Genomic DNA, 24,275 nt, shown 5'->3' on the forward strand with positions numbered 1-24,275 from the left:
AAAGGAAAGGTAGTTAAAAGATGAGCCTACATTACAGTCAGTCCAATGGAAATCCATTCACACAGCCCTTTCTTGAACTAGAGGGACACGGTAAATTAAGCATCACGCCTAATTTAGCTGTGATTAATGTTGGTATTATGACAGAGAATCAAAATGTAATAATCGCATCTCAAGAAAATGCAATTCGTTCAAATAAAGTACTAGATGTATTAAGAGAGTTTAACATTCCCAAAGATGATATTGAAACGATTTCTTATACTATTCAACCACTATATGATTTTAGTGAAGGTAACACCTTACTAAAGGGATTCAAGGTCATTCAATTATTTGAGGTAACAGTTAAAAATATTTCTTTGATTGGGAAAATTTATGATGCTGTTGTCAAAGCTGGCGCAAATTTCACTGACTTGTTAGATTTTCGTTTATCTAATAAAGAATATTATTATCAACAAGCATTACAGCTAGCAATCAAAAATGCTCAAGAGAAAGCACTGAAAATTGCTCAAGGACTGGGAGTGTCACTAAATATTGTTCCGGTAAAAATAACAGAAAATAATCGGTCAGTCATTCCGTTTCAAAAGGAATCTTTTGCTTTACAATCCACTTTAAATACTGCTATTCAAAAGAGACAAGTTGAGATAGAAGCAAAAATTTCAGCCATTTTTCACTATTCATGAAGATACAATAAGTTAAGTCATGCCCAACCCCATCTCATATAGCAGTCATTTTTATTCTAAAAATTGTTTTTTATTTTTAATTATAATAAAAGCTACCCTGTTATTATGGTTATATAACAGGGTAGCCCTTTTAAATAAATTTTACGCTTTTATTCTTCTTTTAGTGTGTGCTCAATCTTTTCTGTCCCATGTTCTGTTAACACTTCTTCGTCACGGCGATCTTCATTAGATGCATAATGGAAATTCGTTAACTTACCTGTATCTTTTGGTTGGTATGGTTCTTTGTTCTCCATTTAGAGTACCTCCTCATTCAGTTTGAACAAGGTTATTATCACTTTAACTAAAAAAAATTATTCAAACATACCAAATATATGGCTGTTGTTTTATTTTGTGGTGAATTTTGAAATTAGCTTTTGTAATTCTGATGATGTCTCAGATAAAGAAGAAGCCGACTTTTGAATTTCTTCCATCATGCCTAACTGTTTTTCACCTGAAGTGGAAAGTTCATTTATACTTTCAGTTGATTGCTTCGACACCTCTGACACTTCATGAACAGAAGCTGAAACTTCCTCAGCTCCTGCAGAAATTTCTTCTGTGGTAGCGGTAATCTCTTGGATTTGGGACATTACATCATTCATTGATTGCATAATCGTAATAAATTTATCAGCTGTCTGGTTTGCTTTGTCGGAACCAAGTGAAACACTGTTTTTGACATCTTTCATGGAATTAACTGAACTTAATGTTGCAGTTTGTATTTCCTGAATAAGTTGTCTAATATCATTTGATGATTTTGTTGATTCTGTAGCTAGTTTTCTCACTTCATCTGCAACAACAGCAAATCCTTTTCCTGCTTCTCCAGCTCTCGCTGCCTCAATCGCAGCATTTAGTGCTAAAAGATTGGTTTGTTCTGCGATTCCTGTGATGATGTTTACGATTGATGAGATTTCTTCAGACTTTTCATATAACTGAGAAATCGATTCATCTGTTTCTAAAACGGCACTAGAAATTGATTCTATCTGGTGAACTGTATCATTTAGAGAACCTCTTCCATCTTCTGCTAGGACAGTCGTTCTTTCAGTAAGATCTGAAACCGTTGAAGCACTTTCCGCGATTCTGTTAATTCCAATAGATGTTTCCTCGACTGCTCGAGCTGATTCTTCTGCCATTAACTTTGTTTGCTCTGCCCCAGCTGAGACTTCTTCCATAAAAGAGGTAATTTGCTGAGTAATTGCTTTTCCATCATTAGCAGTAGTTTGAAACTGGGTAGCTGTCTGTGCTAGATGACTACTCGAGGTGCCAACCAACAAGATAATTTCATTTAAATTTTCCACCATCTTGTTGAATGAATGATTCAATTCAACAATCTCATCTTTCCCTTTTAGATCAAGCTTGTTAATGTTCAAATCACCCTCAGCCACCATATTTGCATTAGCTGTAAGTCTTTTAATTGGTTTAGACATGCGATTAGCTGCAATTATAGAAGCGATAATACTACCAACAACTAATGCAATAATTGCTATAATAGAAAAAGTAATTAGGAAGGATACTTTTTGTTTCTGACCTTCTATTGCTGCTTCATAGTTCTCAAAAGAGCGGTCATAAAGTCTTAAAATATCATTAATAATTCCTCTTGCTCTAATAGATTGTCTTTTTACTTCCTCATAATTTTTTGCAGTGATTGATTCCTGAGATAATGAACTAATCTGATCAAATTTCTCATTTAGTGACTTATAGAGTAGTAATTGCTCATTCTTATTTAATTGCTTTCCAATTTTGTCTAAAGAACTATCTATTGATGATAAGCTGGTTTTAACCTTTTCAGCAGATGCTTCGGTTTTATTAAATGCAGTTGCTTCTAAAGATTGTTGGAGGGAAACGATATCTCCCTTTAATTGCTGTATATTTACTAACATCGCCACTTCTGCGTCAGAATCTGATCTAAGTTGATTCATTTGAAAGATGACAATAATAAAAATAATAGCGAGTAATGACAATGGTGCTAATATATTAATAATTAATCTTTGTTTTAATTTCATTTTTTCTTCACCTACTCTGATTTAATCGTTACTGTGCCATTTATAATATCTTGTTTTGCTTTTTCAATTTCACTTTCAATTGTAGGTGTGATTTGTGTATTTCTAATTGGAGCCAATCCTACACCATTTTCTTTTATACCAAGTACTTTGTGTTTTTCTAAAAGTTTTCCGTTATCATTCAATTCTTTTACTGCCTGGTAGATTGCGATATCAACCTTTTTTAGCATTGAAGAAATGACTGTATTTTCCGCAAAGAAAAACTGATCGGTGTCAACTCCAAATGAAAAGACATTGTCATGTTTAGCTGTTGCATGAATCGCACCAAGTCCTGATAAACCAGCTGCTGGGAAGATCATATCTGCTCCTTCATTCATCATCTTAACCGCGATTTCTTCACCTTTCTTTTGATTACCAAAGTCATTTGTATAATCTACAAGGAGATTTGCATCTGGCTTCATTCTTTTTATTCCATGTTCAAATCCTTGTCTAAACCTTTCAATAACTGGAACATCCATTCCTCCAATAAATCCATATGTGTTAGTTTTAGAAGTAAAGGATGCTAGCACTCCAACTAAATATGCCCCTTCATCTTCTTTAAATGTTATAGAGTGGATATTTTCAAGTTCCGAAACTCCGTCAATAAATAAAAATGACTGATCAGGATGTGCTTTCGCAACCTTTTCTAAATCTTCTTGCATCGCAAATCCTAGCCCGATTACTAAATCTGGCTTTTCTTCAACCAATTTGGTTAAGCCCTGTTCATAACTACTATCGCCATTAAGTTCCATATAATTGAATTCGATTCCCATCTCATCACGAGCTCTTTCTAATCCTGTAAAGGCCATATCGCTAAAAGATTGATCACCTAATCCAACATCTGATAACATAATGCCAACCTTTACTACTTTATCTTCATTGCTCACTTTTTGGTCATTACATCCAACCAGAAATAGTAAACTTAAAATCACAAGCATAATCATCTTTTTAAAATAAAACTTAATCATGTTTTCCTCCTTGATTAGGGTATTTGCTAAGAACTATTTTTCTATGTAGGAGAATGACCTACATATGTATATTGATATAACAGTTTTTGTATATTGATATATCTTTATAATTATCGGTATGTTTGTTGATTTGTTTAGTTTTCTCCACAAAAAAAGGTTGCCCAATAAAGTGACTGGCACTTAGTCTTTGGGACAACCTTTTTTATAACCCATGGATTAAATAAAGAGTAACATTTTTTTATGTTAATCTATGATTTGCGAACGTTAGTCGCTTGAGGACCACGTTGACCATTTTCGATGTCAAAAGTAACCTCTTGACCCTCATCTAATGACTTATAGCCTTCACCTTCTATTGCAGAGAAATGTACGAATACATCTTCTCCACCTTCACGTTCGATGAAGCCAAAGCCTTTTTCACTGTTAAACCATTTTACTTTACCATGTTCCATTTTTCTTGTTCCTCCTAAGCATGTTGCAAATACAATGAATTGCAATACAATTTTATCTTGCATTATTCTTATTCCCAATACTGATTCATTTTAAACGGTATCTGATTGTTTTATTTCAAAATTTCTTTGTAAATAAAATAAACCATTAAAGGGAATATTAAGATTTGTTAACCTACTTTTCGCATTTTCTTTACAAAAGGTATAACAGGAAACCTTAGTTGAGTTCGTTCAATACTGACTCTACGATTAATTAGTAAGATCAAATTAAGAATCACTAATAGTAGTCCATATTTTTTTTCGTATATTAGATATCTAGAATCCCATTTCGGCTTAAATTTATCTTTATATTCAAATAATCCTTTAAAATTATAAGTTGATTTTGACTTTGTAAACATATAGTTTGCGACAGTCTCATACCATCCTTTTTTACTTTTATTAGCGATATTAGCCAGTGGTGAATTACCTAAACTACACCAAGTATACTCTTCTTCTGAGCACCAATTTAAAATGGAGGAAAATAGAAAATCCATTGTACCGGATAAGCTTTCCCTTCGATAACGCATTAGATCAATAGTTATTAATTTTTCCCCAAGTTCCTGATGTTCAGCTAATGAAGCAAAAGCCATGATTGTTCCGTTAGACTGACTTACAACAGCGATGGGAAAATGAGATAAATAAGATTCTTCAAAATAACCGATTGAAAAGCTCTTCTCCTTTCGATCTCCCAACCAAGAATCCGATACTTCCTTCAAATTTAGTAGTAATTGAGGGTGATGTGGTGGTGTGTAAATCTCGAAATGATAGCCACTTCGTTTGCATTTATTTACGTTTGTCCTTATGTTTGTCATTTTTTTACCAGTAAGAGAATGGTCAGGAATATACACCTTCGCTTCTTCCCCAACTTTCTTTATTAATAATCCTTCATCTTTGTATAAAGATAAATGTTTGTGTGATACCTGATAGTAGACTTTTCTTACTCCCTGCTGATTACAATACCTGTTAAATTCATTCATTGCTTCTTTTATTAAATGTTGATCACCTAATGGATCACCTAATACAACAAACATATTAGTGATTCTCTGGTAAGTAATTAATACTCTTTTTTGCTGTGACCAAAAATAATTCTTATCACCTAGTAAATATAAATGTGATGTATGATTTCCACCACATTGTTCAATGAAATTCATGATTTCGTTTCGTTCTTCTTGGTTATGCGATATTACTTTTTTAAATTTAAGGTCGCCTATACATAAAAAGATGATTAAAATAAGTGCGATTAATATTACTGACATCATTAAAATCAAAGTAAAGTTCCTCCAAAGATCAATAGTATAACTTCTAGTATATTTTATCTTATTATCGACAGATTAAGTGAAATCTGTAGAAAAAACCCTTCAAAATTGATAGAAGAAAGACTCCAAGAGTCTTTCTCCCTATAATATATTTTAGTTATTGATGAATTGTATGAATTGTTCCTTCATTTCTTTAGATACTTGTCTCCCTAATTCAACTAATGGTTCAATAGCTGAAATATCATCAAAAGGAATTTCCGTCCCTAACTCCTTATTCATTCTTAAGTATCGTTCATTTAGGAGATGTTGGCAATGGTAGGATACGGATTCAGAGGATAAATTAAGAGCTAGATCGATTAGTTTGGGCGTTACCTTCATTGAAGGAAGGTGAAAAGGAAGCCACTTCTTAACTCCCCAATATTTATTTTTTTCCATTGAAAATTGAATATTTTGTAACCCGGTCCCGACTGAAAGTATTTGGATATCAGAAATGTTTTTTTTAAAATGACTAGTCGCTTCGGTGATACAAACTAACGATGGATTATTTGCCCATAAGCCACCATCTATAGACAAGTACTTATTTTCTATATTATTTGGAGGGAAGTATACTGGTGCAGAACAAGATGATAATACGGCATCCCAAAGTTTAACATCTAAATCCCCAGTTTTAGTGTGACCATAGTTTGAGCGATGAATATACGGTCTTCCATTTGTAATATTCACTGCCGGAATTAATAAGGGTTTCTTTATGTCAGAAAGTTTTATGTCACCGAACGTTTCTTTAAGATATTTTCTTAAAAATCGATCACTATAAACGCTTCTAAATAAGCCGATTTTTGCTTTTGGAACAAATATCTTTTCGCCATTCTCTTTATAGCTATTCAGCACGTCACTCATTTTATTCTTTAGGATAATCGAAGATGCGATAATTGAACCAGTACTAGTACCAGCAACAACATCAAACAAATCAGTTATTTGACAACCAAACTCATCTTCTATCTCTTTTAGAATAGATAAAGCAAATACACCTCTAATTCCTCCACCATCAATACATAACATTTTCATTTATTTCACCTATTTCAACACAGATTACATATAAGTTTCCCTTATTCACAATACACTATTACAATAAAAGACAGATACCAAAAAGCACGAGTCAAACCTTGGTTAATTCAAACACATAGGACTAACACTTAGTTAATATGATTAAGGTAAGAGGCGTTAAAGGGGGTATTAGAATATGAAGATTTTTAATAAGATTGCATTATTCTTTGTCGTTCTTTATTCGGTTTTCATTATTATGAATACGTATTTAGATCAAATTGACCGTATACAATCCAATGTAGTTATTTTTCTTATGAATGGGTTCGCTTATATAGTCTCTTCTATAGAAATTGAAAAAGAGAAGCAGAGAGAAGAAGTAACCTTGCAAGGATAGTTCTCTATGACTACAACAAAGCTGTCCCAAAGCAGATTTGGCTTAGGGGACAGCCTTTAACTAGACGTTTAATTTTTAATGTCCTTGAATATTTTTTCCATAGAAAATTTCATCCATTTCTGATTTTAACCGTTCAGTAATTTCCTCAACTTCATCTTCATTTAATTTTTCCTTTGTGTAACCAAATAAATAATTGTTAATATCAAATTTTTTCAATTTGCACTTTGTATGAAAGATATTCTCTTGATATATGTTGACGTCTATTAAATCAAACAATTCCTTCACATCGTCCGGAATATAATTCTGTATGGAACTTATTTCGTGGTCAATAAATAATTTATGACCTTGAATATCACGAGTAAATCCTCGAACTCTATAATCAATAGTCATTATATCAGTGTCAAAGGAATGGATTAAATAATTTAGTGCTTTTAAAGGTGAAATTTCTCCACACGTTGAAACATCAATATCTGCTCTAAAGGTACTTATCCCTTCATCTGGATGGTATTCTGGATAGGTATGAACGGTAATATGACTTTTATCTAGTTGTAGTACAACAGAATCTGGAAGAGGTCCTGGAGATTCATCATAAGACTCATCTGGCACTTCTACGATCGGCCCCTCGGAAACTAAGACTGTCACGCTTGCTCCCTGTGGTACATAATCTTGTTTTGCGATATTAAGGACATGCGCACCAATAATATCAGAAACATGTGTTAATATTTTTGTTAATCGATCAGCATTATAAACCTCATCAATATATTCAATATAAGCTTCTCGTTCCTCTTTTGTTCTTGTATAGCAAATATCATACATATTAAAACTAAGTGATTTTGTAAGGTTATTAAATCCATGTAATGTAATTCTTTGTTCTGGTGAAAGGTCCACGAAAGCTCCCCCTTTTTTCAAATTAATAAATAGTGATAATTGCAACCATGATATATGTAGTATCAACTAAATAGTTTTATAATACCCATTTTCTTCATAAAAAATGGCTCTTTTCGTAAACTATGTTGCTATTTGACTAGGTTAAGTTGATTTGCACTCCAGGTATGTGCTTTCCTTGGTGCAGGGATGTTCCGTTCGTTCCTGCGGGGTCTCATCCTGCCTGCGCATCCCGGAGGAGTCACATACCTTCCGTTCCAATCAACGAGCTCCACCACTAAAATTAGGTTCATTTATGATTCCTTACCTACTGAATTCCAGCAGTGAATTAATTTTTCACCATTCAAATTGATCCAATTTAAACTAATGCCAATTTTGCAGATTTGTTCCTTTAATACTCTTGAGTCATCAATACTGTCTAAATATCTTCCTAAGAAGTGTAGGAATACATCTAAACGTCTGAGTTGAATCAAAATAGGGAGTGCATTTAATTCGTCCTTTGTAAATTGAAGCATAGAGGATATTCCAGAGATATAAGAAGTTAATTGATTCCATAAAATTCGCTCATCAGATTCTTTTATAATTATTTCTGATATACAAACGGCGACTTCCATCACTCGTAAGTCATAAGTAACGAATTCAAAGTCTAGGATAGCTTTTAACATACCGTCTGTATTCGTTAATATATTAGATTCATTTAAGTCTCCATGAATTAACTGGTGAGGAAGTTTCTTCAATTTTGGAACGTATTGGTTGAATTGATACAATTGTTCCGAAATGTCTCTTAAAGTATGTAGATCTTCATGAAACTCAGACGGAGGGTTAGAACACCATTCAACAACTTCATCGATCTGACATTTAGGATGTGAATACTCAATTTCATAATATGGGCGATAAGTAACGGGTTGTTTTAATTGGATTGTTTTAAGAACATTTAATAAAAAGCCTGTCTGTTCCCCATACAATTCCATCGCTTTACCTTCTAGATTGTCAGGATTAACTCCTTCAATAAAGTGGTAGATGCAAGCGATTTTATCGGAGCTGTCTTTGAGTCTCACAAAGGAATGACCATCTTTAGTAAATAATGGTTTGGGGATAGAAAAAGGTAGTCCTTTTATTTGGTTTAATTTAAGTAAAACTTCATGCTCAAATTTAACCTTTAATTCGTCTTTATGTGTGTCATATATTCTTAAAATGAATTTTTCGCCTTTATAATTTAAATACCGTGTTGTATTATTGTAACCACTTTTTCCAGAATAGATCTCGAGCTTATTATCTTCGTCAAAATATTCGCTTAAAAATGTATAATTAATTGTATGGTTTTCTACCATTTATTTCTCCTTAATATAGATTTTAATTCCTTAATCAAAAATATAACTTATTTCTTTTTGTAAGTCTAAAAAAAGCTGCTCATCAGATAACTCTTTAGATAGACTATTAACAATCCCTTTATAGTACCAAGCCTGCTGATTTCTTCCTCGATTAAATTTCTCCCACACTCCTTCACCAATCAATTGATAATCATGTCGAATGGATCGAATATTATGTAATTTATCGGCGCAAGTAATCATACACACTTCCTTAGTTGCTGTTTTCAGAAAATCAATTGTATGTTGTTTTCTAACTTCCCAAACATCTTCCTTAAAAGGCTCAGAACATTCCTCCACTAACCTAGCAACTTCGCTACCAAATTGTTTTTCAATATCAAGTAATGTTATTTCGGTATCTTCAAGTGTATCATGAAGAATTCCTGCACATACAACATCTTCACTACAACCGTGTTTTAATAAATACATTCCAACTGTGTAAGGGTGAACAATATAAGGTATATTCGTTAATTTTCTATATTGCTCTTTGTGTGCAATTGTTGCGACTTCGATTGCTAAACTGATTTTGTTCAAAAAAAATCCTCCTCGATTTGAAATATTGGAGAGTTTAGTATATGATAGTAACACAAGCTGCGTTGTTCGTAATGATAATAAAGTTTTAACCTTTAAGCTGTAATAGGGAGTTTTACATTGAAGCTGGAATGGCAAGCCTCTGTCTATACGACTAGGAGGACAAACAGGAATGTTTCTGCGAACACCCACTTTGAGGAGTGGTGGTTTAAAACTTTCTTACTAAGTTACGGCAATTGCGGCTTTTTTAATTTCATCCTTCAAATTAAACCCCACTGATAACAGTGAGGTTATTTTAATTTTGTTTTGAAATCGTATCTTAGAAAAGTTATTAAGGAAGTTTTACCCCTCTTGAACTTACATATAAACTATACCATTCATCTCTTGTCATCGTTTCTGATTGGTGTATTGCATCTTGTGAAGCCTGTATTCTCGTTGGATTTGTTGTCCCAATTACCGGTTGAATTTTGGCTGGATGTTTCATTAACCAACCTAAAACAATAGCTTCGGTGCTGGTTCCCTTTTCCTTCGCCATTTTCTTAACAAGTTCCACGGTTTTAGCAACTGAATCGTTTTCATTAATGACAGAACGTCCTGTGAATTTACCTCTTGCTAAAGGACCCCATGCTTGAAGTTGTACGTCCTCCATTTGACAATACTCTAGAATACCATCAGAAAAATATCCTGTTGAACCTGCTTGTTGATTTACATGAACACCATGGTCTAGCCAATCTAAATGAGATAGATTCATTTCGAGCTGGTTAACGACAAGAGGATCAGACAGATAAGACTGTAAGTATTTCATTTGGGAAGAATTCATATTTGAAACACCAAAATGTTTCACTTTCCCACTTTGCTTTAGGGTATTAAACGCCTCTGATACCTGCTCTGGTTCCATCAAAGGATCAGGACGATGAAGCAACAAAATATCTATGTATTCAGTATTAAGTCGTTTCAATATTCCATCCACAGAACTTAAAATATAATCTCTTGAAAAATCATAACGTACCGGTACGTTACCTTCTGGGAAACGTATACCGCATTTCGATTGAAGAATAATATCCTCTCTTAATGAAGGCTTTTCTTTAAGTATTTCCCCAAACACTTCTTCCGCTTTCCCCATCGTATAGATATCAGCATGATCAAACATTGTAATTCCAATAGATAGTGCAGTATCAATTGCCTTTTCAGCTTGCACGACGTGGTCTCTCGTAATTGGATCTTTATTCCAACCACCACCAAAACCCATGCATCCTAAAGCAAGCCTACTAGAAGAGATATTTCGTTTTTGAAGTGATGTTTGTTTCATGATTCATTCCTCCTTATTTTACCAATTAATCCGTTTTCTAAGTTCAGTAATATGCGAAATATGCTGTTTCCCATCCCTTTGACATAGAAATCAATGAGATAATTATTTCTTCTCCCTTTAATAAATTCGACAAACACCTACAGGTTTCCTTTATTCAAAAAAACATGTGAATGTGTTTCACATGTTTTCCTTTAATTAGGTTTCATTTTCAACCAATTTTTCAATTGCATCAGTAATGGCTATATCTGACTTGTCTTGAACTAATGCACTGGCTAGAATGGTCTCTGCTTCCATTCTGTCGGTAATATTATATTCCTTCATAATGCCTTCAATATAATAATTTAAAATTGAATTTAAATTTTGCATGGAATTTCCTCCAGTTAAAAGTAGTATCTATTTATTATCTACTAAAAGAGGACAATTATTACCGAGAACCTATTCTCAGAGAACTTCTATTATAATCAATGCTACCTAGCCTTGCTGCCTTTTTTTAACCCTTCGATAATAGCAATTTCCACAAATTTGGAAATCATAATCCCATGGTAATTGCTTTCCACATTGTTTGCATGTTTTTGTATATGTTTTAACATTACTTTTTAGGTTTTCATGGATTTCATCAGTTAATCCTTCCCTAATTCTCTCCCAGTATGTTGCTTCGGTTCGTTGCTCAAGGCGATATAAAAATAGTAAATGTAATCCAATTACCTTATATGAAAGCTCTAAATCTTCAAGTGTATCACTTTTATTATAGACTGGATCGGGTAGATCTTGACCATTTACTATCGCATACATCGTTTTTTTCCATTGTTTAACAAGTATTGGCTCATTAGATGAAAAAGGTAAATGAAGAAACCCATAAAGCTCCATCATCGGCATTCTTACTTCAATCTCTGTATCTTGTATGGTTTCATATAGAGCTCGCTCTTCTGCCAATGTCGATTTCTTAGTTCCTTTTGGACTGTCAAATTTATCCCAAATATCAAAGAAGGTCTGAAGATCTCTCGAATATCGTTGAAAACGTTCGAAAACCGTATTTGTTGGTGCAATAGCAAATGTATGAACAGGTTGGTCTTCGTCAAACAATAGACGTTTCATGACTTTAATATCTTTTGTAAAGGCCACTTTACCAATATCATAAATTCCTTTGCGTCCCGCTCTACCGGCTATCTGTTTCACTTCCTGTGAAGTCAAACGTCTTCGTCGTGTACCATCAAATTTATCATTTTCTAAAAATATAATTCGTTGGATTGGTAGGTTTAAGCCCATCCCTATTGCATCTGTTGAGACAATCGTTGTTGTGTCGCCTTCGATAAATTGTTGCATTTGTTTTTTCCTTGTTTCAGGTGGCATACTTCCATAAATCAGGCTAACCTTATGCCCTTCATTTTGCAACTTTGATGCCGTTTCTAGAACTCTTCTTCTAGAGAAACAAACAAGGGCATCTCCTTTTTTCGTGTTTTTAATATTGAAAGGCTTATCTTCAACCTCTAATGGAATATCACGTTTATACTCATGTACCTCAATATTTGCATCTTCTAGTAGTTGTAGAATCATTTTTTTTAAGTTCTTACTACCGACAATATGAACTTCTTTCGCGTTCGCCTTTGTTATTGCTTTATACCATGAAAACCCACGGTCCTTATCTGCAATCATTTGTGCTTCGTCAATCACGATTACCTCATATGTGTCTTTTTCATGGAACATTTCTACTGTTGAAGAAAGATGTTTTGAATCATTAACATCCTTTTCCTCTTCACCTGTTTTTAAAGAACAAGGAACACCCTCTGAGTTTAGCTTCTCAAATACTTCAAGAGCTAATAATCTTAATGGAGCAAGATATAGTCCTGATTCAGCTTCTTTCATTCGTTGAAGTGCTTGGAACGTTTTACCTGTATTTGTTTCTCCAACGTGTAAAATATATTTTGTACTCGGGCTGTAAGAGGGACTATATTCATGCTTAAAGATATCTGCTAAGATCCGAGCTTCTTCTTCTTTCTGCCGCTGTATCTCAGCCAGTTCTTCTGCTCTTTTTCTTTCTCTTTCTTTTAAATCATTTTCAAAAATAGTTAAATGTTCAAATGGATCAAAAGATTTCGTTAAAAGTGCTAATAAGTCATCAATTCTTTCTTCTTGAATCATAAGAAAATACTGTTTTGCTAACATGGCCAGATCATTGGCCATATTCTTCTTATATTCCCTAACTGTTAATTTCTCATTTGCTAGTTCTTCAAAATGGGTCATTCCGTCATTAGAAAGTTCCTGGTAAATGATCTTACTTATATGATCAAAGACATAATCATTGATTAAGCGCTCATAAATGTAATAATATGACTCATACTCTACATTATTTTTACCCCAATAGATCGTTTGTTCGATATTCCCTGTTAACTCATACAGGAAATCATGGATCGTTTGATAATCCTCTTTCCTAAGTGATCCCTTTTGTTTAAGTTGGTCCTCATATCGGTAAGAGTGTGTTTCAATGTATTTTTTTCTTGTTTGAAAATCTTTCTGTAATTGTTTTGCCATTTCATATCTTAAGTGTACATAATATAAATGTTGATTTTTATTAATTAATTCTCTGGATTGTTCTTTAAGTTGATTTTTTAAAGATTCTTTTGTTTCCTCAATCTGTTCTTCTTCTAACTTCATTAAATAATGGTTTCTTGCATACTCGTAGCGTTGTCCCCAACTTGAATCGTTATTTAAATAGGTTTCATTTAACCAATCTAAAACGTGAAAAGGTTTGTATTCTCTTAATTCATTCCGAAAGAGTGAATTAATAATTTTACGATCGATGCCTTCTACTTCATAACCTTGGTTACTTAGAAATGCTTTCTTTTCTGTTCTTGATATCTTGTTGGTCGCTTTATTTAACCAAATATTCACCCAAATTTGTTCAATATAATGCTTTCTATCACTTATATATTCTTGATATGTACGTGGAATTTCTTGTTCTCCTAGATATTGGTCAATGTCTTCAAAAATCTTCACTTTTGTATGCTCGATTGCTTGAAGATGTGTAGCAGTTAATAGCTCCATGGTACCTCCCTTTGTAAGAAAGCTTATAGTTTAATTACTTTCTTATGCTCATCTTTAGTAATATTCATATATTGTGTTCACCATTTTATCTTCTATTGCTTTTCCAATAGATTCATCTAACATGTTATTGAGTATAATTGAAAAAACAACTGTATCTCCGGTCTTCGTTTCAATATATCCGGATAGTGAGCTAACTGTGGATATACTTCCGGTCTTAGCTCTGACCTTACCTAATAACGTTGGAGAAGACATTCGATATCTTAACGTGCCTCCTAGTAACTTATCACCAAATCCCGATACAGGTAACGATTCAAAATAACTGTGGAACCAGGATTGGGATTGAATTTGATATAAGAGATTTGTTACTTGATTTGGACTTACTAAATTAACATGTGAAATACCAGAACCGTCTCTTATGACCATCGAATCAGAGTCAACCTTCATGGTTTTAAGTTCACGTGTAACAACTTCAATTCCAGATTGCCAACTTCCTTCTTCCTTCTGCTTTTTACCCATCGCTTTTATCAATGTTTCTGCATGTCCATTATTACTTAACTTCATAAAGGGGACAAGCAAATCTGTTAAAGGCATTGAATGATGGTTGACAAGAACCTTTGAGTCTTCAGAAGAAGCTCCTACCTTTAGGATTCCATTTAGTTCAATTCCACTAGAAGCTAACGAGGACTTGATTAAATTCAGTGTGTATTCTGTAGGCTCCCATACTGCTATCCATTCTTTAACAGGCTTACTATTTAATGAAATTGTTCCAGTAATATGAACGATATTTTTACCATGTTCCCGTTCTACCTTAATGATGTGTTTTCCTTTATTCTTCATTGTGGTAGTATCGTTTTTAATAATTATATAATCTGTATTTGGAGTAAGCTTTACTACTGCCTTATCGTTTATTTTCTTTCCTGGCAGAACTTCAACAATAATCGTTCCTGCGTCATAGTCTTTATCTGGTGAAGTTGTTAATGCAGATATTTGGGCACCATAATAGGTTGTTTCATCACTCCATGGTAAATCCATTGAATACCTGACATTGTCAAAATAAGTGTCATCAGCTATTAGATTCCCATTTATCTTTTGGACACCTTGTTTACTTAACTCTTCTGCCATCTTGTCTAAATCTTCTTTTAATAAAGTTGGATCTCCACTTCCCTTTACGTATAAATTCCCATTTAAAGTGTTTCCAATTATTTTTCCATCAGTTAATAGCTGTGTTTGAAACTGATAGTTTTCACCTAAAACAGAAAGAGCTGTAGCCGCCGTAAACAGCTTTAAATTAGAAGCTGGTCTTAGCCTTGTATCTCCGATATGCTCGTAGATCATTTCTCCTGTTGTAGCTGATCGAATACTAATACCAGTCAAACTCCCTTTTAATCCTGGTTCACTTGTTATTATTTCATTTAATCTAAGAGTCAATGGGTTCCCATCTTCTAGTGCAAGGACATCATATGATTTATTAAAATATGTATTTCCAGAAAGAGTTAATAAGATTAAGACTATAGTTAGAATCTTCATTGGTTTCATTTGTAATTCATCACCTTCTATTTAATCATAATGAATTACTATTCTATCCAATTAGAACCATTATTAGTATTGTTACCAATTGAAATAGAGACTGTTTAATTAAGTGTTTTCACAGTCTCTATCTTTGATGGATATTAGTTTATTTCAATACAAATTGAGTACGACTATATCCTTCTTTTGACTTAGTTACTTCGAGTATAGCTGGTATGGAAGACTTTAATTCTTGTACATGTGATATGACACCGATCATTCTTCCAGATTGTTGAAGTTCAATCAGTGTATCAATTGATTTCTGAAGAGATTCTTCATCAAGTGAACCAAACCCTTCATCAATAAACATTGTATCAATAGATACACCTCCTTGGAAGCTTTGGATTACATCTGCCATACCTAATGCCAAACAAAGAGAAGCATTAAATTTTTCTCCACCAGATAATGTTTTCACATCTCTTGTAGTACCTGTATATGCATCATATACGTCTAATCCTAAACCGCTTTGCTTCCCTCTGCTTTCTTGACGGTCACTTCGTATTAAATAAAATTGTCCATTTGACAGATCCTTTAATCGTTCATTAGCAGCAAGAATGATTTGCTCAAGGTATTCAATTTGCAAATATCGCTCAAAAGAAATCTTACTTGAATTCTGACCTCTTACCACATCATATAAATCAGTTATTATCGACAGTTGTTTCTCGTGTTCTTCTAACTGTTTTTCTATATTGCGTATTTTGAACAATAACTTTTCACCTTCACTCTTATAATCTTTTGATAAATTATACGCTTGAAGGGCCGATTCATAAGCTATTTTTAAGTCTTTCAGTATTTGTTCTATCTCTGATAAATCAACACGTTGTTTCCCTTTTAATTCGATTTGAAGTTCAGTTACTTGTTGTGCTATTGAGCTATGAAGCTGTTTAAAGGATGTGATTTCATTTTTTAATAAGAGTAATTTTTCTTTAGGTAACTTAGCATTAAAATACTCTTCCTTTGTGTTAAATTGAGCATCACTAAGTGCTTGATCAAACTGTAAAGTGGCACGCTCTTTTCTTACTAGTACTTCATCAAGTTGCATTTTAGCATGTTCGACCTTCAATTTAGAGCTTGTATAAGCTGTTATTGAATTCTGATGTTCTTTTTGTAGGTTCTCCCACGCTTCTTCTAGTGAAGTTTTAAGTTGTTCTACTTCTTTAATTCTGTTTTCAAGCTTAGATAAATCCTGAACATCTTCAGGAATATTTTGTAGTTTTTCCTCTAGTATTGCTTTATTGGAATCATACTTAGATTTAGTTTCAAGATATTGTTCATCTACTTTTACTTTCTTTTGAGTGATTGAATCTAATTCAATTTCAACTCCATCATGTTTTTCTCTTAAGGGTTGTAACTGAGCACGGATATTTTGCAGTTCATCAAGACGTGCTCTCAAGCGTTTCCCTTCTTGGAGAAGATAGCTTTCTTCATTTTTTATAGAAGAAGTTTTTAAGCTAGTAACTTCACCTTCTTTTAACTGTAATTGAGATTCAGTGCTACGATAATCAGCTAGTATAGTGCGATAATTCGTTTCGAACATCGTAGTTTCAGACTTTGCGGAATCAAGCTGTTCCTTCGTAACAATTACATTAGCATGGCTAGCCTTATTGGGATGCTCTAAACTTCCGCAAACGGGACATGCGCTACCGTCGTGTAGATGTGTTGCGAGAACTCTTGCCTGAGAGTTAACCCACTCTATCTCGATTTGTTGATATTTTTCTAAGCTTTTATTATAAGCTTTTTCTGCCTTTTCAACGTTTAGTTCAAGAGTATCTAATTGTTCCTGTAATTGAATTACATCTTTAATAAGCTTAAATCTTTCTCTTAACTCAGCATGTTTCTCCTGAATATCTGGCAACTGGTTCACAATTGACTCTTTCTCCTTAATATTCTTCCCCAGTTCTTCTTTCATCTTTTTAATGTCTTCAATTTTAGTCGTGGATTCATTTATTAAATTAGTATATTGATTACTTTCCTTTGTTAGTTCTTCAAGTAATTCTTTTCTATTTTTTATATCTTTTACCTCTGTCAAATAACCATTTAGATGGGTAAGTAAGGTAGTTACCTCTTCTCGATCTCTTTTTCTTCCTTTTTCGATCTCGAACTGATTAGTAGTTGTTTCTAGCTGTTCTTTTGCTTCTTTTTCTTCAAAGATGGAATTTTGCTGATACTTTGTTTTCTCTAAGAGTTCCTCATTTAACGTATATAATTGTTCTTCATACACCCTGATATGACTGGCTCTTTCTCCTTGTTCATACTTAATTTCTTTATTTTTCACTTCAGGGAGTTTAGTATCCAATTCTTCAATCTTTTTAGTCTTCTCATCAAGTACATGAAATCGTTCATTTAACGCTTTCGCAATATGGTATTCAGCTAATTTAAGATCATGTTTTTGATAAGCATAGTCATAATTCTTTTGGTCTTTGCTCATTTGCTCTTCATAAAAAGATACTTCATCTTCTAAGCTTTTTAATATTTGATTAACATTATAGTGTTCCTGGGAAAGTACTGTTTTAAGTGAAGAATTTTCTCTCAAAGAAAGAACCGCTGGAATATTATTTATATAGGAATCTCTTCTAATTGCTTCTTGCTTAAATACTTCCTCTATTCTTGTCTTTTTCTCTTTTAATCGTTCACTCATTTTCTTATAATGATCTGTTTTGAAAATCTTTCTTAGAATTTCTTCTTTATTTTCTGTCTGAGATGTTAATAGTTTTCTAAATTCTCCTTGGGGTAACATCACTATTTGACTAAATTGATCTTGCGATAAGCCTAATAATGTTTCAACCTTTTTATTAATTTCCGAAACAATTTGTCTGTCTACACACGGTAATTCTCCGTTTGAAGTAACTTCAAAGAACTCGTACTTTTCTCCAGTCGCACTCTTATTACCTTCTTTAACATGACTTAATTGTCTTAATATTCGATACTTTCTATTTCGTAGTTCAAATTCAAGTTGTACTCCAGTATGTGTATCATCTTCTGCAAAATCACTTCTTAGCATCTTCGTGTCACTTCGGTCTTCACCACTAGCAGTGCCATACAAAGCAAAACAAATAGCATCAAAAATGGTTGTTTTACCTGAACCTGTTGTTCCTGAGACAACGAATAATCTATTATTCTTTAATTCTCTAAAGTCGATGATTTCACAATTTTTATAAGGTCCAAATGCTGTTAATGTTAATTTAATAGGTTTCACAGAATCCCCTCCTTTATCGTTTATTTTTTCGTTACAGGCTGCTTGAATTCCGGTTTTACTAATACGTTTTCCTCAATTAGAAACTCCTGTAATATCTCTTTAAAAATCTCCTCAGTTTCAGTCGATACTTCACTTCCTTTTACTTCTTCATAGAATGCTTTAAAAAGCGTTAAATCATCCATTTTATGTCTTTCTACTTTTCCTGCTGAATCTGACTGATTCATTTGAACAACTGGGATTTTTCGTTCAACATGCATTGCATTAGGATAAACTGAGCGGATTTTTTCCATTGGTGAAAGAACTGGTGTTTCATCAAGTAGTCGAACAAACACATAATCATCATTTCTTTCATGAGTAATGAGTTCTGCAATAGTCGCTTCTATAGTTCGTAGATTCCTTTTTGGAGTAAGTATTCGCTTCTCAACTGAAACATTTCCAATTGAATCGAGTTCAACAATTAAAAAACCTTTTTTGTGATTTTCTTCTGATATGGAGTATTTTAGTGGTGAACCCGAATATCTAATCGATTCGTTTAAGACAAAGTGTGCCTGGTGCAAATGCCCAAGTGCAGTATAGTGGAAATCTTTGAAAAATCCTGCATTTACGTGCTCTGCTCCACCAATAGCAAGCGGACGTTCAGAATCACTTGTATTCTCTTTTTCTTCTCCATGAGGTGTAACGAATGCGTGTCCAATTAATACATGCCTTGCAGTTTTATTGAGATTAGATACAATGTTCTGTGTTAATTTTTTCATTGCATCATTATGTGTACGTATTTCTTCATCATTAAATAAATGTCGAATAATGCTAGGGTCGGTATAAGGTATTAAATGAAAGTGAACTTCACCGTGTTCGTCATTTAAAATAATCGGATCAACTTCTTTATTAACTTGTCCTTGTACATAGTAACCATTATTTTTCATTATCTTACTTCCAAAATGTAATCGCCCTGGACTATCATGGTTTCCAGCAACTGCTAGTACTGGGATGTTTAAATCGATGACGATTTTCTCTAAAGTCTTATCTAGTAAATGAACTGCTTCCGTAGGTGGAACAGCCCTGTCATATAAGTCTCCAGCTATAATGACTGCATCTGGCTTTTCTTTTTCAACTTCATTAATAAACTGCTGCAAAACGTATTCTTGATCTTCGGTCATATAAATGCCTTGTACTAATTTCCCTAAGTGCCAATCTGCTGTATGAAAAAATTTCATTTAATCCTCTCCTATGTTTAAAGTGTTTTACCGGATAAGTAGAGTTATATATTTTACTATCATACACTATAAGAAAAGCGGAAGCGCCTTGTTCAGTCCCGACAGGCATAAGGCAAAGCACGTAGGAAATCTTGTTTTCCGTAGTGATTTGACTTATGACCACGAGGGGCTAGGCGCTGGAGCTAGACACTAAATCTGAGTACGAAATTTTTATGCTTTCTTATCTTTTCAAAAAGGACTATGTCGCTTAAACAACATAGTCCTTTTCTATTTCCATTTAAACATTAAATACTATAGTAATGCTAGAATATTTTTAATAGCGTGAGATACGCCACTTTCATTATTACTTTTGGTTATATGTGTTGCTTTTTCTTTAATTTCTTCTGGTGCATTGTCCATCGCAAAGGAAAGTGTGGATATTTCAAATTGTGAAAGGTCGTTTCCTCCATCTCCAAAAGAGTAAATTTCAGAGTAAGTTACCCCAGTGATTTGCTCATAACGTCTTATGGCTTTTCCTTTTTGAGCTTCTGAAGAAGTGATTTCTATATTATTAGGGAATGAAGAAGAACAAGAAATCGATGATAATGGATTCAATCTTTTCCTTACTCCCTCAATTCGGACGCTTTGATCTTCTTCAACCCATGCAATTAACTTATAAATTTTAAGATCTTTTAGGTTTAAGATACTTTCATAATCTTGTTGTTCAAACATTCTCTGTATTTCTTCATTACTTCTACCGCGGAGTTGTGGCAATGTACAAGGAAACCCGCCTTGGTTAGTATAAACTAGAATACCGACTTGAAATTCTTTTAGAAGAAGGATTAGTTCTTTATACAAACCTGTTGATAAGGTAGTTTCATATAGGGTTTCCCCAGTTTCAGAGAAAATCATCGAACCATTTAAGCAAAAAATCGGACAAGAAAGTTCTGAAACACCTTCTATTTTAATCACATCTTTATATTGACGACCTGTATTAATGATTACATCATGACCTTTATTTTTTAATTCTTGAACGACCATTTTGTCCTCATCTGAAATAATATGTTCTGTATTTAGTAAAGTTCCATCTAGATCAATTGATACACATTTCATAATGTATTCTCCCTTTTAAAAACGATCTTTTAAGAAAGCTGTTTTCATATAGATTGTTGTTTTAAACCCGTAGGCTGAATACACTCCGCGTCCGGCGGGTGACCAGTGAGCCTCCTCGTCGCTAAAGCTCCTGTGGGGTCTCACTTTGGCCACTGATCCCGCAGAAGTCTACGTGTATTCAGCCTGCTTGTCACTACTATTTCAATATTATATGTCTAAACAACAAACTTTGAGAAAACAACCTTTTAAGAAAAATACTACCAATAGTATTGATTATTTTCAAGCTTTATTCGAGTTATGCCTGGACCTCGTTCTTAAGTTCGGAGACTTTATCTTGTTCCATTTCTTTGATCGGTGATCTTTTGTATCTACCGATCAAACTACTTGCAATAACAATAGTTAATACAGAAAACAGTGCTTTTGACCAGCCCACGATTGAAATTGCTGCTAGAATAATTAACGAATCGCATATGAATATAACTAACCCTCGATTTATTCCTAATTTATTCTCAAAGAATAAACCTAAAATATGAATTCCACCTAGAGAAGACCCATTGTTTAAAACAAGAGTTACACCTATTCCAATTAAAAGACCTGATATAATTGAGGCGGTGAACATATTAATCTCAAAAGTCGGAATCCATATGTCTAGTAAATCACGAATAAAGGAGATTGCTGTAATGGATAGTAAACTAGAGATGGTAAACCACTTTCCTAATTGTTGAATGGAGATAATAAAGAAGGGTAAATTCACGAGAAAGAACCAGATTCCCCAGGATCCTTCATTTAGATAAGAAATGATCGTTGCAATTCCAGCAGTCCCTCCAAAAGTCAATAAACTAAGTGAAAGAAGCTTTATTCCGAACGAGGTGAGCAATAGACCGAGAAAAACAAAGGATAGCTTTTTTAATATATTCATTGATTCCCTCCAAAAATACAGTTATTATTTAAATTTAACGATTTTTGACCAAACGGTCAATAGATATAGAATTAGTCAATTTAATCAAAACTTTTAGATAGTTTAATCTTTGATAAATATTTGTAGTTCCCGGTAGATTTTCACGATTTCATCAAGTTTCATTCTAACTAAACCACTGGAGGATGGAGCAACAAAGTCATGTACTCCATGTACTACTTGTTCTTGTTGAATTCCCCAAGGACTCCTCTTTTTCTTTCCGTATTCAAGGTAGACTCCTTTTCCAACAAAGCAAACGACCTTTGGTCTGTAAATAGATATTTTTTGTTTAAGGAGCACCTTACCCTCTTCATATTCTTCTGTGGTTATTTCATCAGCTGCTTTGGTTGGTCTACTGACTATATTAGTAAGACCAAATCCTAGCTCTAACAGTTTATAGTCTTCATTCGGTTCAAACTTCCTTGGGGTTATTCCTGATTGGGATAGAATTGTCCAAAAACGATTGTTTGGATTGGCAAAATGATGGCCAGTTTCACTGGAACGTATGCTTGGGTTAAACCCTACAAAAAGAATTTTCAAACCATACTCTACATAATCCTGAATGGGTTCCATCTTTCCTTCTCTCCGTCCTATATCTTCATTAGTTTTTGATTATATAGTATGCCTTTTATTTAGTTTCTTATATGTAAAAAAGCAGTGAGGTCATCAAACCCCACTACTTCGATTAAAACTTTGATTGATAATTAACTAACTCCCAAGTATGAACAGCTGTACGATAACTATCCCACTCAGCTTTCTTTAATGCTACATATTCACCATAAACATGTTTACCCAGTGTTTTAATGCCGATTTCAGCATTTTCTAACTCTGCTACTGCTGCTTCTAAGCTACCTGGTAAGTTTTCAATCCCTAAACCAAAGCGCTCTTCTTCTGACATATGGAAAATATCTTCGTCAATGGATGCTGGAGCCGTTAACTTCTTTTCAATTCCATCAAGTCCTGCAGATGCAATCACAGCAAATGCTAAGTATGGATTTGCTGATGGATCTGGACAACGAAGTTCAACACGTGTTGCCATTCCACGTTTTGCTGGAATACGAATTAATGCTGAACGATTTGAAGGTGACCATGCAATATAACATGGTGCTTCATAACCAGGAACAAGACGCTTATATGAGTTAACTAGAGGATTGGTAACTGCTACAAAGCTCTTCACGTTATCAATCACACCTGCGATAAACTGATATGCTTGTTCTGAAAGTTGATGTTTGCCGTTCTCATCAAAAAATAAGTTTTCGCCATCTTTAAAGAATGACATATTTACATGCATCCCTGATCCATTAATTCCAAAAACAGGTTTTGGCATAAATGTTGCGTGTAATCCAAACTGATTTGCAATTGTTTTAACAACCCATTTGTATGTAGTTGCTAAATCAGCCGCTCCTAATGCGTCCGCATATTTAAAGTTAATTTCATGTTGTCCTTCTGCAACCTCATGATGAGATGCTTCAATTGTTAAGCCCATTGCTTTTAATGCTTTATATATTTCTAAGCGTACACGCTCACCATAATCTTTTGGAGATGGCTCAAAATAACCACCATTATCACCTAATTCAAATGTTGGGTTACCATTTTCATCTGCTTTGAATAAGAAGAACTCTAGTTCAGGTCCGACAGAGATAGTATATCCCTTGTTTGCCGCACGCTCAACAGTCTTTTTTAGGACGTTACGTGTGTCCCCTTCAAATAATGATCCATCAGGATTTGCTGCTGAACATAAAAAGCGTGCTTCTGCATACCCTTCTTCAACGCTCCAAGGTAAGACAGCAAAAGTTGATAGATCAGGAATTAAATAAAGATCCGATTTATTTATAGGTGAGAATCCTTTAATTGATGAGCCATCAAACATCATTTTCCCTTCAACTACATCTTCTAGTTGTGCAGCAGTAACTGTTACATGCTTTAAAATACCTTCAATATCAACAAATTGAAGATGTAATAGTTCAACTGATTTCGTTTTAATTGTTTCTTTAATCGCTTCTAAAGTAATTGTGGAATTGTTTGTTTGGGATACAATAGTTTCTGACATGTTTGATTACCTCTCATTCAATGTAATATTATCTGACAATAAATTTATTATATTGAATTTATAATAGTTTGACAATCTTTTTTTCTATAAAATTTGCATTTTTATGAACTTTTTTGTAGAAAGCGTTATCATAGTGTCTAAATATGTAAAAATATAGGAATATTAATAGAAT

The 24,275-nt window shown here is 33.6% G+C and carries 21 protein-coding genes and 1 other RNA gene; 3 read left to right on the top strand and 19 right to left on the bottom strand.

Translation table 11 applies throughout. From position 1 onward, the window contains the following. Positions 1 to 20 precede the first annotated feature (20 nt). Positions 21 to 677, top strand: coding sequence for an SIMPL domain-containing protein (locus BLQ56_RS08555; protein ID WP_090852302.1), 657 nt, complete (start codon positions 21 to 23; stop codon positions 675 to 677). 149 nt (positions 678 to 826) lie between these two features. On the opposite strand, the gene BLQ56_RS23425 is transcribed toward BLQ56_RS08555, so the two are convergent. From BLQ56_RS23425 to BLQ56_RS08580, 6 genes are all read right to left on the bottom strand, one after another. After that, a complete protein-coding gene (locus BLQ56_RS23425) occupies positions 827 to 970 on the bottom strand; it encodes a hypothetical protein (RefSeq protein ID WP_175490237.1) in 144 nt (47 codons plus the stop codon). 90 nt (positions 971 to 1,060) lie between these two features. After that, a complete protein-coding gene (locus BLQ56_RS08560; protein ID WP_090852305.1) occupies positions 1,061 to 2,713 on the bottom strand; it encodes a methyl-accepting chemotaxis protein in 1,653 nt (550 codons plus the stop codon). Positions 2,714 to 2,724: 11 nt separating this feature from the next. Beyond that, positions 2,725 to 3,717, bottom strand: coding sequence for a BMP family lipoprotein (locus tag BLQ56_RS08565; RefSeq protein WP_090852308.1), 993 nt, complete (start codon positions 3,715 to 3,717; stop codon positions 2,725 to 2,727). A gap of 248 nt (positions 3,718 to 3,965) precedes the next feature. Next, complete coding sequence (locus tag BLQ56_RS08570) at positions 3,966 to 4,166, bottom strand: cold-shock protein (RefSeq protein WP_090852960.1); 201 nt, start codon at positions 4,164 to 4,166, stop codon at positions 3,966 to 3,968. Positions 4,167 to 4,333: 167 nt separating this feature from the next. Further along, a complete protein-coding gene (locus BLQ56_RS08575) occupies positions 4,334 to 5,461 on the bottom strand; it encodes a phosphatidylglycerol lysyltransferase domain-containing protein (protein ID WP_238457227.1) in 1,128 nt (375 codons plus the stop codon). A 150-nt stretch (positions 5,462 to 5,611) separates the two neighbouring features. Further along, positions 5,612 to 6,523: a CBASS cGAMP-activated phospholipase gene (locus BLQ56_RS08580; RefSeq protein WP_090852315.1), complete on the bottom strand. Its 912-nt coding sequence runs from the start codon at positions 6,521 to 6,523 to the stop codon at positions 5,612 to 5,614. Between the two features lie 175 nt (positions 6,524 to 6,698). Here BLQ56_RS08580 and BLQ56_RS08585 point away from each other — a divergent pair, with 175 nt between their 5' ends. Further along, positions 6,699 to 6,896 (top strand): hypothetical protein, encoded by a 198-nt coding sequence (locus BLQ56_RS08585; protein ID WP_090852318.1) that lies wholly within the window; start codon positions 6,699 to 6,701, stop codon positions 6,894 to 6,896. 75 nt (positions 6,897 to 6,971) lie between these two features. On the opposite strand, the gene speD is transcribed toward BLQ56_RS08585, so the two are convergent. The 3 genes from speD to BLQ56_RS08600 form a co-directional block, all read right to left on the bottom strand. Continuing rightward, positions 6,972 to 7,784 carry an adenosylmethionine decarboxylase gene (gene speD, locus BLQ56_RS08590; RefSeq protein WP_090852321.1) on the bottom strand — a complete coding sequence of 271 codons (813 nt, stop codon included), beginning with the start codon at positions 7,782 to 7,784 and terminating at the stop codon, positions 6,972 to 6,974. A 290-nt stretch (positions 7,785 to 8,074) separates the two neighbouring features. Further along, positions 8,075 to 9,112 carry a phosphotransferase gene (locus BLQ56_RS08595; RefSeq protein ID WP_090852324.1) on the bottom strand — a complete coding sequence of 346 codons (1,038 nt, stop codon included), beginning with the start codon at positions 9,110 to 9,112 and terminating at the stop codon, positions 8,075 to 8,077. Between the two features lie 30 nt (positions 9,113 to 9,142). Next, a complete protein-coding gene (locus tag BLQ56_RS08600; RefSeq protein ID WP_090852327.1) occupies positions 9,143 to 9,682 on the bottom strand; it encodes an HD domain-containing protein in 540 nt (179 codons plus the stop codon). Between the two features lie 51 nt (positions 9,683 to 9,733). Here BLQ56_RS08600 and ssrS point away from each other — a divergent pair. Beyond that, positions 9,734 to 9,928, top strand: a non-coding RNA gene (ssrS, locus tag BLQ56_RS08605) — 6S RNA. Positions 9,929 to 10,010: 82 nt separating this feature from the next. On the opposite strand, the gene BLQ56_RS08610 is transcribed toward ssrS, so the two are convergent. The 10 genes from BLQ56_RS08610 to glnA form a co-directional block, all read right to left on the bottom strand. Further along, entirely contained in the window at positions 10,011 to 10,988 is a 978-nt protein-coding gene (locus tag BLQ56_RS08610; RefSeq protein ID WP_090852329.1) for an aldo/keto reductase, read from the bottom strand. 195 nt (positions 10,989 to 11,183) lie between these two features. Further along, the gene (locus BLQ56_RS23430; protein WP_175490238.1) at positions 11,184 to 11,354 is read right to left on the bottom strand and encodes a hypothetical protein; all 171 of its coding nucleotides are present in this window, start codon (positions 11,352 to 11,354) and stop codon (positions 11,184 to 11,186) included. 105 nt (positions 11,355 to 11,459) lie between these two features. Further along, the gene (locus BLQ56_RS08615; RefSeq protein WP_090852332.1) at positions 11,460 to 14,030 is read right to left on the bottom strand and encodes a DEAD/DEAH box helicase; all 2,571 of its coding nucleotides are present in this window, start codon (positions 14,028 to 14,030) and stop codon (positions 11,460 to 11,462) included. Between the two features lie 54 nt (positions 14,031 to 14,084). Beyond that, positions 14,085 to 15,566, bottom strand: a complete 1,482-nt coding sequence (gene dacB / locus BLQ56_RS08620) for a D-alanyl-D-alanine carboxypeptidase/D-alanyl-D-alanine endopeptidase (protein WP_090852335.1) — start codon at positions 15,564 to 15,566, stop codon at positions 14,085 to 14,087. Between the two features lie 139 nt (positions 15,567 to 15,705). Continuing rightward, positions 15,706 to 18,792, bottom strand: coding sequence for an AAA family ATPase (locus BLQ56_RS08625; protein ID WP_090852338.1), 3,087 nt, complete (start codon positions 18,790 to 18,792; stop codon positions 15,706 to 15,708). 20 nt (positions 18,793 to 18,812) lie between these two features. Beyond that, positions 18,813 to 20,006 carry an exonuclease SbcCD subunit D gene (locus tag BLQ56_RS08630; RefSeq protein WP_090852342.1) on the bottom strand — a complete coding sequence of 398 codons (1,194 nt, stop codon included), beginning with the start codon at positions 20,004 to 20,006 and terminating at the stop codon, positions 18,813 to 18,815. A 291-nt stretch (positions 20,007 to 20,297) separates the two neighbouring features. Next, positions 20,298 to 21,098: an HAD family hydrolase gene (locus BLQ56_RS08635; RefSeq protein WP_090852345.1), complete on the bottom strand. Its 801-nt coding sequence runs from the start codon at positions 21,096 to 21,098 to the stop codon at positions 20,298 to 20,300. Positions 21,099 to 21,393: 295 nt separating this feature from the next. Next, positions 21,394 to 22,017: a YitT family protein gene (locus BLQ56_RS08640; protein ID WP_090852347.1), complete on the bottom strand. Its 624-nt coding sequence runs from the start codon at positions 22,015 to 22,017 to the stop codon at positions 21,394 to 21,396. Positions 22,018 to 22,119: 102 nt separating this feature from the next. Next, positions 22,120 to 22,626, bottom strand: coding sequence for a mismatch-specific DNA-glycosylase (locus BLQ56_RS08645; protein WP_090852350.1), 507 nt, complete (start codon positions 22,624 to 22,626; stop codon positions 22,120 to 22,122). Positions 22,627 to 22,738: 112 nt separating this feature from the next. Continuing rightward, positions 22,739 to 24,103, bottom strand: coding sequence for a type I glutamate--ammonia ligase (gene glnA, locus BLQ56_RS08650; RefSeq protein WP_090852353.1), 1,365 nt, complete (start codon positions 24,101 to 24,103; stop codon positions 22,739 to 22,741). Positions 24,104 to 24,275 lie beyond the last annotated feature (172 nt).

This window comes from Litchfieldia salsa (genome assembly GCF_900104555.1).
Classification (GTDB): Bacteria; Bacillota; Bacilli; order Bacillales; family Bacillaceae_L; genus Litchfieldia; species Litchfieldia salsa.